The 10,359-nt window shown below is 70.3% G+C and carries 6 protein-coding genes; 4 read left to right on the top strand and 2 right to left on the bottom strand.

Annotated elements, in window-relative coordinates:
• Positions 1 to 1,335, bottom strand: a 1,335-nt coding sequence (locus JNL41_RS16705) for a hypothetical protein (RefSeq protein ID WP_293476916.1), incomplete at its 3' end; no start/stop codon positions are given.
• Entirely contained in the window at positions 1,335 to 2,822 is a 1,488-nt protein-coding gene (locus JNL41_RS16700) for a hypothetical protein (RefSeq protein ID WP_293476914.1), read from the bottom strand. The genes JNL41_RS16705 and JNL41_RS16700, both read right to left, overlap by 1 nt.
• Positions 2,823 to 3,033: 211 nt before the next feature.
• On the opposite strand from JNL41_RS16700, the gene JNL41_RS16695 reads away from it, so the two are divergent.
• From JNL41_RS16695 to JNL41_RS16680, 4 genes are all read left to right on the top strand, one after another.
• Complete coding sequence (locus JNL41_RS16695) at positions 3,034 to 5,091, top strand: amidohydrolase family protein (RefSeq protein ID WP_293476912.1); 2,058 nt, start codon at positions 3,034 to 3,036, stop codon at positions 5,089 to 5,091.
• On the top strand, positions 5,088 to 6,773 hold the full coding sequence (locus JNL41_RS16690) for a hypothetical protein (protein WP_293476910.1): 1,686 nt from the start codon (positions 5,088 to 5,090) through the stop codon (positions 6,771 to 6,773). Before JNL41_RS16695 ends, JNL41_RS16690 begins: the two co-directional genes overlap by 4 nt.
• A 10-nt stretch (positions 6,774 to 6,783) precedes the next feature.
• Entirely contained in the window at positions 6,784 to 8,082 is a 1,299-nt protein-coding gene (locus JNL41_RS16685; protein WP_293476909.1) for an amino acid permease, read from the top strand.
• Between the two features lie 168 nt (positions 8,083 to 8,250).
• A partial coding sequence (locus JNL41_RS16680; RefSeq protein WP_293476908.1) for a TonB-dependent receptor occupies positions 8,251 to 10,359 on the top strand: 2,109 nt, incomplete at its 3' end.

Here is a 10,359-nt window from a genome sequence, read left to right as displayed (position 1 = left end):
GAGCGGCGCGGGCAGGTTCCTGGCGGTCTCGGCGGCGCCGGCGCAGGTGCCGAGCGAGTCGAAGATGCCGGTGGCCACCAGCACCGTCAGCTTCGGGGTCAGGGCCACGGCCTCGGCTGTGCCGGGCAGCGGCGGGCCGAGTTGCGGCGGACCGGCGCCGGTGCGGACGGCCTCGGCGTAGGCGGCGTCGTACTCGGCCTTGGTGACCGGCGCAGTGGCGTAGTTCCAGCGGGCGCCGACGGGCTGCGGGGCCTTTCCGGTCGGGAGATAGCCGTCCTCCAGGCGCTCGAGGCCGACGTAGGGCAGATCGGTGCGGTAGCCGAGGTCTTCGGCGAAGTAGCGCAGGAGTACCGGCGCACGCGCCTCGCCTTCGCCCCCTTCGCCTTGCGGACGGCCTGAGATGCGCATGTCGAAGGTGTCCAGCGTCTTGCCGGGGACGAGCGCGGTGCGGAACTGGCGCGGGGTGACGGCCAGCGTCTTGCGGTCGATGGCGGCCGCGGGGAGACCGGTCAGGCGGGCGAGGTCCTGGGCGATGGCCTCGCGCTCGGCGTCGGTCAGGGCCTCTCGGCGGCGGAGCGCCGGGATGTAGGTCTGCCGCACCCAGGCCTCGGCGGCGGCGCGTGCGGCGGCCTCGTCCCGCCCGGAGAGCTTGCCGTGGAAGGCGGCGGTGGCGGGCAGGTTGGCGAGCCGCAACGCGCCGACGTCGCCCGTCGTGGTCCACTCGTCCTTCAGGCCCGCGCCGCCCGAGATGAGGACGAGGCCGTCCACCTTCACGCCGCGCTTCAGCAGCGCCGCGCCGACGTTGGCCGCGCGGCCCGCGCCCCAGCTCTCGCCGATCAGGTAGAGCGGGCTGTCCTGGGCGCCGTGCAGCAGCCGCCATGAGCGGACGAACTCGGTGACCGAGGCGACGTCGCCGACGGTGCCGTAGAAGGCCTCGGCGTACTCGGCTCTGGCCGGCCGGCTCCAGCCGGCGCCGATGGGGTCGACGAGGACGAGGTCGGTGTCGGTGAGCCAGGTGTCGGCGTTGTCGATGAGCTTGCCGGCCTCGACACGGCGCGGCCCGGCGACTTCGAAGTGGAGCAGGGTGGAGGCCGCGCCGGGGCCGCCGTTCCAGACGAAGGTGACGGGGCGCGGCTTGGCGGCGGCGACGCGGTAGGCGGTGTAGCCCATGAAGCCGCGCGGCTCGCCGGTCTCGGCGTCGCGGATCGGGATGCGGCCGACCTCGGCGGTGTAGCTGAGCGGCTTGCCGGCGACCGCGATGCGGTGGTCGGTGACGACCGGACCGTCGGGCGTGGCGAGAGCGAGCGCGGCGGCAAGGGCGAGCGCGGCGGGCATCAGGCGGGCTTCCCGCCCTTCACCCACGCGCGGATGTCGTCGGTGAAGGCCTTCAGGCTGGGTTCGTGGGTGTAGGCCATGTGGCCGCCGACGTACTGGCGCTGGAAGACGCGCTCGCGCGGGTAGTCGCTCTGGGTCACCAGGTAGCGGGCCGGGCCGATGGTGGTGGTGAGGTCGTAGTAGCCCGTGCCGATCATCAGGCGGAACTTCGGGTTGGCCTTGAAGGCCTTCGAGATCTGCGCCTGGTAGTCGTAGTCGAAGAAGGGGCCGCCGGGGCCCAGCGTGCCGTTCCACTCCCAGGCGTTCGCGCCCGGCGCGATGCCGCGGTAGTCGGCGGCGGGCCAGGGCACGCCGAGGGTCCTGGCGTAGTGTTCCAGCATCATCGGCTGGATCGGCGCCTGCAGCTTGCCGGCCGGGTCGACCGGCCGCTCGCCGGCCTTCGGCGCGGGGCCGACGTAGCGGGCGTCGTACATGCCCAGCATCAGGTCCTCGGCCTTCATCAGCTCGCGCAGGTAGGCGACCTTGGTGATCGTGAGGTCGTGCTCGAGGTAGTAGGCCCGGGAGACGCCGGTCAGCGCCTCCAGCCGCTCGGCCATCGCGCGCCGCTCGGCGGCGGGCAGGTCGTTGCCCTTGAGCAGCGCCTGCAGGTAGTCGCGCATGCCCCATTCGTAGGCGATCTCGACCACCTCGGCGGGGTTGCCTGGCAGGCCGCGCGACTTGCCGTGGTAGGCGGCGATGGCGGCGAGGGCGGTGATGTTCGTGGCGTAGGCCAGCGCGTTCTTCGCGCGCTGGCTGGTCTCGATCATGTTCACGGCCTGGCCGAACAGGAAGACCCCGTCGAGCGGCAACGTGGCCGAGAGCTGCCCGGCCATGACGGCGGCGCGCATGGTGCCGTAGCTTTCGCCCAGCACGTACCTGGGCGAGGCCTCGCGGCCGTTGGCCCTGATCCAGGCGGCGACGAAGTCGCTGACCGACTGGGCGTCGCCGTTGACCGAGTAGAAGTAGGCCTGCTTGCCGGCGCCCATGATGCGCGAGAAGCCGGTCTCGGCCGGGTCGATCAGGACGATGTCGCAGGCGTCGAGGACGGTCAGCGTGTTGTCGACGAGCTGCGGCGGGTTCGGCGCAGGCGCCTTGGGATCCTGCGCCACGACGATGCGCCTGGGACCCAGCGCCAGCATGTGCAGCGTCGCCGAGGACGACGACGGGCCGCCGTTGAAGGCGAAGAGGACGGGGCGCTTCGCCGGATCGGCGCCGGGCTTCACGTAGGCGGTGGTGACGAAGCGGCAGGTCGGTTCGCCCGCGGCGTTCCGGATCTCCGTCGCGCCGACGGTGGCGACGTAGTCGACCTTCTGGCCGTTGAAGACGCCGGCGTTCTTCGTGACGAACGGGCCGTCGGCGGCGGGCGTCGAGACGGCCTGGGCGGCGGCGGGCGCGGCGGCCAGCAGTCCTGAAGCGCCCAGAAGCGCCCGCTTGGTGATCTCCGGCATGAGGCCTCCCCGATGGTGCGGGCAACGCTAGCGCGGGACCGGCGGAATTTCCTTGCGTTGTGCTGCGGCGGGCGAAATGCGGCGGCATAGGCTATGTGGCGCCGCTGGCGGCTGCGCATTGAACTTGTCGCGCTGTGGGGTCGGGGGCCGCAGATCGAATAGAAAATCCCGACCTCGAAGGTACGATTAAGCCCGTCGTGGGGAGGCCTGCATGCCGCTGAAGTTCGCCGCCGCAGTCGTGGCCGTTTGGGGCGCTGTCCTGGCCGTCGCCGTGAGCGCTCCGGCGCTGGCCGCGACGCAGAAGTTCGTGGCCATGGCGGGCGGCGAGAAGGTGGGTCACCTGACCGCCGAGGTGACCGGCCGCCACGTCGCCGTCGACTACGCGGTGGTGAACAACGGCCGCGGGCCCAAGGCGCGCGAGCAGATCGACCTCGACGCCGCCGGCATGCCGGTGACCTGGACCATCGAGGGCGAGAGCCTGTTCGGCAGCCCGGTGAACGAGCACTTCGCCTGGAAGGCCGGCAAGGCCGAGTGGGCGAGCCAGGCCGACAGGGGCGACGTCCCGGCCGCGAAGCCCGTGCTCTACATCGGCAACGACGTGAGCCCCTGGATGCTGGGCGTCTACGTGAAGGCGCTGCTGAAGGCGCCCGGCCAGACGCTGCCGGTGCTGCCGTCGGGCCAGCTCAGGCTGAAGGAGGTGCGCAAGCTCACGGTGGGCGAGGGCAAGGCGGCGGTCCCGGTCACGGTCTACGAGCTCTCGGGCATCGACCTCAATCCGGACTACGTGCTCCTGGACGCCAAGGGCGACCTCTTCCAGGCCGGCGGGGTGATCCGCGAGGGCTACGAGAGCCAGTTGCCGATGCTGCAGCGGGTGAGCCGCGAGATCGCGCAGAGCCGGGCCGAGGATGCGCGCAGGCAGTTGGCGCACCGCTTCGAGGGGCCGGTGCGGATCCGCAACGTGCGCGTGTTCGATCCCGTCGCGATGAAGCTGTCGGGGCCGTCGCAGGTGATCGTGTTCGGCGACCGGATCGCGGGCGTGCTGCCGGAGGACGGGCAGCCGACGCCGAAGGACGAGACCACCATCGACGGGCAGGGCGGGACGCTGCTGCCCGGGCTGCACGACATGCACTCGCACACGTCGCTGGGCTCGAACCTGTTCAACCTGGCGGCCGGCGTCACGGCCACGCGCGACCAGGGCAACGACAACGCCCAACTGCTGGGCATCGTCGACGGGCTGAACGCCGGCAGGCTCGCGGGCCCGCGGATCGTGCGCAACGGCTTCCTGGAGGGCCGCAGCCCGTACTCGGCGCGCAACGGCTTCATCGCCGACAGCCTGGACGACGCGCTGAAGGACGTGCGCTGGTACGCCGACCACGGCTACTGGCAGGTCAAGATCTACAACAGCTTCAACCCCGACTGGGTCGCGCCCGTGGCCGCGGAGGCCAAGCGGCTCGGCATGGGCGTGACGGGCCACGTCCCGGCGTTCTCGTCGCCCGACCGGGTGATCCGGGACGGCTACGACGACATCGCCCACATCAACCAGTTGATGCTGGGCTGGATCCTCGATCCCAAGGAGGACACCCGCACGCCGCTGCGCCTCACCGGCATGGCGCGGGCCAAGGACCTGGACCTCAGCTCGGCCCGGGTGCGCACGACGGTCGAGCTGATGAAGGCCAACAAGGTCGCGCTGGACACCACGGCGATGACGCTGGAGCGGCTGATGCTGTCGCGCTCGGGCGAGGTGCAGGCGGGCGACCGGCCGTACCTGGACCACGTGCCGATCGGCTACCAGCGCTACCGGCGGCGTTCGTTCGTGACCATCAGGACGCCGGCCGACGACGCGGCCTACCAGCAGAGCTTCATCAAGATCCTGGAGACGATGAAGCTGCTGGACGACGAGGGCATCCAGCTCCTGCCCGGCACCGACGACGCCACCGGCTTCTCGCAACTGCGCGAGCTGGAGCTCTACGTGGCGGCCGGCATCCCGGCGGCCAAGGTGCTGCGGCTGGCGACGCTCGACTGCGAGCGCTACTTCAAGCGCGACCACGAGCTGGGCACGATCGAGCGCGGCAAGCTGGCCGACTTCATCCTGGTGGACGGCGATCCCACCCAGGACATCGGCGCGATCCGCAACACGCGCATGACCATGGTGGGCGGCGTCGCCTACTACCCGGCCGAGATCTACGGCTTCCTGGCCATCAGGCCGTTCTCGCCGCCGCCGCCGGTGACCGCCGCGGTGGTCCCGGCTCGCCCGGCCGCCGACCGATGAGGCGGCTGCTGATCGCCGCGCTGGCGGCCCTGGCGCTCGCCGCCCCCGCCGCGGCCCAGGCGCCGGCGAAGCTGGGGATCGTGCTCGCCCCCAGGCCCGGCGCGGGCATGGGCGTGACGATGACGATGGCCAGCCCCGGGCTGAAGGCAGGGGACGGACTGGTCCGTATGCCTCTGCGGCTCGTGGGCGTCCCGCGGCCGGCCTGGGCCGACGACCAACTGACGGCGAAGGACGACCAGGGCGCGCTGCCGCTCGCCCAGTCCGACGAGCCGGCGACGCCGCAGGGCGTGTACCGCCGCTGGAGCGTGGGCCGGGCGACCGTCGGCGACGTGGTCGTGCGCTACGTGGCGCCGGCCCGCAAGGTGACCGCGGCCACCAACAACGGCCCGCTGTTCGACCTGCGCGAAGAGGCCGGCGGGTTCGCCGGCGCCGGCAACGGCTTCCTGGCCGCGCCGGTTCAGCCCGGGCCGTGGAGTATCCGCCTGGCCTGGGACCTCTCGGCCTCCGCGCCGGGCTCGCGCGGGATCTGGTCGCTGGGCGAGGGGACGGTGGACACTGTGGGTCCCTCCGAACTGTTGCATTTCAGCTACTACTACGCAGGTCCAGTGAAGTCGTATCCGAAGGCGGGCGATCCGCACTTCAGCTTCTATTGGCTCTCGGACCCGCCGTTCGATCCGAACGAGCTCGGCGACAGGATGCGCGCGCTCTACGGCAGCATGGCGAAGTTCTTCGACGACGAGGGCGGCAGCTACCGCGTGTTCGTGCGGCAGAATCCGTTCCTCGGCACCGGCGGCACGGGTTTGGCCCGCTCGTTCATGTTCGGCTACAACTTCGACGCCAGGCCGACGGTGGACAGCCTGCAGGGCCTGCTGGCCCACGAGATGGCGCACACCTGGCCCGCGATGCAGGGCGAGCACGGCGACACCGCCTGGTACTCCGAGGGCATGGCCGAGTACTACTCCACGGTGCTCTCGCACCGCGCCGGGGCGATCTCGACCGAGCGGCTGGTGAAGACCTTCAACGAGCGCGCCGCCGCCTACTATTCCAACCCCTACATCGCCTACACGAACCCGGAGGCGGCCAAGGTCTTCTGGACCGATCCGGTCGCGCAGACCGTGCCCTACGGCCGGGGCTGGATGTACCTGCAACAGACCGACGCGGCGATCCGCGCGGCGACGATGGGCCAGCGCAGCCTGGACGATATCGTCAAGGCGATCCGCAAGCGGCAGGAGGCGAACAGGCCCTACGGCATCCCGGTCTGGCTGGAGCTCGTGGGCGCCGAGATCGGGCCGGCCAGGGCCAGGGCGATGTACGACGACGTGGTCGCCGGCAAGCTGCTGCTGCCGCCGAAGGATCTCTATGCGCCTTGCCTGAGCGTGGTGCGCAGGGACGTGCGGCCGTTCCAGCTCGGCTTCGCGCGCAGTTCGCTGAACGACGAGCGGGTGGTGAAGGACCTCGTGGCCGGCTCGGCGGCCGAGCAGGCCGGCGTGCGCAACGGCGACGTGATCGTGCAGACCAGCGACGTCAACGAGGTGCGCAAGGACGACACCAGGTCGATCACGCTCACCCTGAGGCGCGGCGAGACGCAGACCACGGTCACCTACCTGCCGCGCGGCGCGCCCGTGGAAGGTTGGGGCTGGGAACGCACGGCCGGCGTCCCCGACTCGGCCTGCCGGTTCTAGGATCGCGACCATGACCGAGCAGCTCCGCCGCGGCGTACGCCTCATCGACCTGGTGATGCTGGGGGCCGGGACGGCCATCGGCGCGTCGATCTTCTCGGTCCTGGGGCCGGCGGCGCAGATCGGGCACGAGGCCATCCTGGTGGCGGTGGTGCTGGCGGCGCTGCCGATGATCCTGTTCGGGATGGTCTATGCCTACATGGCCTCGGCCGTGCCGAAGACCGCGGCCAGCTTCGAATGGCAGCGGATGTTCACGCACCCGCTGATCGCCTTCGCCATCGTCTGGCTGCGCATCCTGTCCAACGCGGTGGTGATGATCGTGCTCGGGCAGGTGCTGGTGATGTACCTCGGCAAGGTGATCGCGATCCCGGCCAAGCCGGTGATGTTCGGCCTGTTCTGCGCCGTGTTCGCGCTGAACTTCCTGGGCGTGGCGATCGCGGCGCGGACGCAGACGATCCTGATGCTCATGCTGCTGGTGGTGTTCGCGGTGTTCGTCGCCGCCGGCGCGCCGTCGTGGAACCCGCAACTGATCCCGCAGGCGCTGTCGCTGGGCTGGACGCCGGTTCTGGCGGCGCTGCCCCTGATGATCCAGCTCTTCCTCGGCATCGAGACGACGACCGAGGTGGGCGAGGAGGTGGCCGATCCCAAGCGGGTGGTGCCGCTGGGCCTGGCGCTGGCGGTGCTGCTGACGGTGGTGGTCTACGTCTCGATCGCATTCACGGCGATGAGCCTCGTGGGCGCCGACGGTCTGGCGGCCAGCGACGCGCCGCTGCTGACGGCCGCCGAGGCGGCGCTGGGCGGATGGGCGACGCCGCTGATCGTGACGGCGGCGGTCCTGGCGCTGTCGAAGTCGATGAACGCGGTCTTCCTGGTCTTCGCGCGCTTCCTCTACGCGATGGGCAAGGCCGGCGTGCTGCCGGCGCCGCTGGCGGCGATCCATCCGCGGTTCGGCACGCCGCACATCGCCACGATCACGGCCTTCGGCGCCTGCTGCCTGGGTCTCTTCCTCCCGTCCAGCCTGCTCTTCCTGCTGCTGGCGGTGAACATCCCGACGATGATGAAGTACCTGGGCTCGTGCTTGGCGGCCTACAACGTGGCCACCAAGCACCCCGAGGTGCATGCGGAGGCGCGGCTGCGATTCGGCCGCACGACCGTGCGCGTGCTGTCCGTGCTGGGCATGGTCGCCGCCGTCGTCATCGCCAGCCTGGGCTTCGGGACCGACTGGCGGCCCTACGCGCTGCTGGCGGGCTGGCTGGTCCTCGGCCTCGCCTACTACGCCTTCGTCGCCCGCAAGGTCCCTGCCGCGGCCTGACCGGCGACTGGCGCCGGCGCCACACCTCCCCGGAACGGGCAATCTCGCCGCCCGGCGCGATTGACAACGCCTCCGCTTGCCCCGAGATTGAACCGGAATTACCGTTCACCTATGTATTCCTACTAGCGTACACGGGATTGAGCGCAACAAGACAAGAGGGGGAGTGAGATGTCCAATCGGAAGTCGCGTCTGCTGTCGGGCGCCGGAATCGCGCTGGCCCTCGCCTGCACGGCGCCCGTCGCCGCCCGCGCCGCCGACGAAGGCTCGGCCGAGGTCGAGACGCTGATCGTCACCGCCAACAAGCGCGCCGAAAACATCCAGGACGTGCCGATGTCGGTCACCGCCGTCAGCGGCGACCAACTGGAGAAGGTGGGCATCAACAACGCCACCGAACTGGCCCGCTTCATCCCGTCGGTGGCGATCACCCAGTCGAACAACAACCGCAACACCACGCTCTTCGTGCGCGGCATCGGCACCTCGGGCACCAACCCGGGCATCGAGCAGAGCGTCGGCATCTTCATCGACGGGGTCTACATCCTTGCAGCCGGCCCGCTGCAGGCGAACCTGCAGGACGTGCAGACCATCGAGGTGCTGCGCGGCCCGCAGGGGACGCTCTACGGCCGCAACACGCCCGTGGGCGCGATGAACATCACCTCGCGCGAGCCGCAGGCCGAGCCCGAGGTCGAACTCCGCGTCCGGGCCGGCAACTACAAGGATCACGCCCTGTCCGGCTTCGTCGGCGGCGGCAGCAACGAACTGGCCGGGCGGCTGTCGTTCTGGATCGCCAACCGCGACGGCTACGAGACCAACCTGTTCGACGGCAAGGACGTGAACGGGATCGAGCAGTACGGCTTCCGTGGCCGGCTGAAGTGGCAGCCCACGGACAGCATCAAGGGCAACTTCATCGCCTACTACGCGCACCTCGACGCCAACTGCTGCACGCCCGAGACCCTGGCCGCGAGTTCGCCGACCGGCATCGCGACGCCCGGCTTCCTGACGGCGGCGGCGGCGACGGGCCGGCCGTTCCGCAACTTCGACGATCGCGACCACGTGGTCGACGACAACTTCGAAGGCGACAACGAAACCAAGGTCTACGGCACGTCGATGAGCTTCGACATCGACCTGCCGATGAACCACACGCTGACCTCGATCACGGCGTTCAACGGCTACAAGGACAACATCAAGCAACTCGCCGCCGACGGCCTGCCGCAGGCGACGGCCACCGGCTCGCAGACGCTGCGCGCCGAGGGCTACTCGCAGGAGTTCCGCATCGCCTCGCCGGCGGACCAGAAGTTCACCTACCTGGGCGGCGTCTACCTGTTCTCCGAAAGCCTGACCTATACCTCGCGCACGACGCTGGACCGGAACGCCAACCGCGTGCTGCCGCCCGCCCGCACGTTCACGCCCGGCGACACCAGCATCTTCTACTACGCCCAGGACACCGAGAGCTGGGCGCTCTTCGGCCAGGCGACGTTCCACGTCACCGACGCGTTCCGGCTCACCGGCGGCGCGCGCTATTCCTACGACCGCAAGGACGCCTATCTCGACGGCGACGTGACGCCGACGACCTCGGCGGCGGCGCGGACGGTCTTCGCGGTCAACCACCTCGGCAAGCTGAAGCGCAACGAGGACAAGATCACCTGGTCGGCGACGGTGCAGTACGACCTGACCGACGACATCATGGCCTATGCGCTGGCGGCGACCGGCTACAAGACCGGCGGCTACAACGCCCGCTCCGCGGCGGCCGGCGTGCCCGTCGAGTTCGACGCCGAGAACTCCGAGACCGTCGAGGTCGGGGTGAAGTCGGTACTGTTCGACCGCAAGCTGGTGCTGAACGTCGACGCCTACAACATGAAGCTCAAGGCGTTCCAGGACTCGATCCTGAACCCGCTGACCGGCTCGGGCTTCATCGTCGCCAACGCCGGCGACCGGCGCGTGCGGGGGATCGAGGCCGACGCCCAGTTCCGGCCGATCCAGGCGCTCAGCATCCAGGGCACCCTGGCCTACATGGACGCGGAGTTCACCGACTATCCGGACGGCCAGTGCTACGCCGGCAAGGTGGCGAACGGGACCAAGCCCGGCACCTGCAACTACAACGGCCTCACCCCCTCGCAGAGCCCGAAGTGGGCCTGGAGCCTGGCCGCCCAGTACCAGGCGCCGATCCCGGGCTCGGCGGACCTGGAGTGGTTCGCCGGCGGCGACATCAGCTACACGGGCAAGAAGTTCCTCGAGCCCACGCTGGACCCGCGCGGCATCCAGGAATCGGTGACGATCTAC

The sequence above is a fragment of the Phenylobacterium sp. genome (assembly GCF_016793285.1).
In the GTDB taxonomy this organism is placed as follows: Bacteria; Pseudomonadota; Alphaproteobacteria; order Caulobacterales; family Caulobacteraceae; genus Phenylobacterium.
This window is presented reverse-complemented; position numbering and strand designations above follow the sequence as displayed.

Coding starts and splice junctions, on each gene's coding strand:
- JNL41_RS16700 (WP_293476914.1), bottom strand. CDS start 2,822: ATGCCGGAGATCACCAAGCGGGCGCTTCTGGGCGCTTCAGGACTGCTG.
- JNL41_RS16695 (WP_293476912.1), top strand. CDS start 3,034: ATGCCGCTGAAGTTCGCCGCCGCAGTCGTGGCCGTTTGGGGCGCTGTC.
- JNL41_RS16690 (WP_293476910.1), top strand. CDS start 5,088: ATGAGGCGGCTGCTGATCGCCGCGCTGGCGGCCCTGGCGCTCGCCGCC.
- JNL41_RS16685 (WP_293476909.1), top strand. CDS start 6,784: ATGACCGAGCAGCTCCGCCGCGGCGTACGCCTCATCGACCTGGTGATG.